1 protein-coding gene is annotated in these 255 nt (G+C 68.6%); it reads right to left on the bottom strand.

Going from position 1 to position 255, the window contains the following annotated elements; all coding sequences use genetic code 11:
• On the bottom strand, nucleotides 1-255 hold a 255-nt coding region (locus tag MRBLAR12_RS23845; protein WP_364748467.1), incomplete at both ends, for an L-serine ammonia-lyase, iron-sulfur-dependent, subunit alpha.

The following is a 255-nucleotide window of genomic DNA, read 5'->3' as shown; positions in this document are numbered from 1 at the left end:
CGGCGGCGCCGTTGGTGGGGGCGGTGACCACCCGCCCGCCCGAGGCGTTTTCCTCATTCACGGCCAGCGCGATCAGGTTGACCCATTCCTGCCAGTACTTCGGGTCCCGGTCCTTGTCCTCCTTCAGAAGCCGCTCGTGCCAGTCGGGCGCGCGGCGGCGGACCTTGAGCCCGCCAGGCAGCAGCCCGGTGCGCTTGAGGCTGACCTCGACGCAGCCTTCCATCACCGAGTAAATGTGCAGCAGACCCTCCCGGA

The organism is Arthrobacter sp. LAR12-1-1.1, from assembly GCF_040676555.1.
In the GTDB taxonomy this organism is placed as follows: Bacteria; Actinomycetota; Actinomycetes; order Actinomycetales; family Micrococcaceae; genus Arthrobacter.
This window is presented reverse-complemented; position numbering and strand designations above follow the sequence as displayed.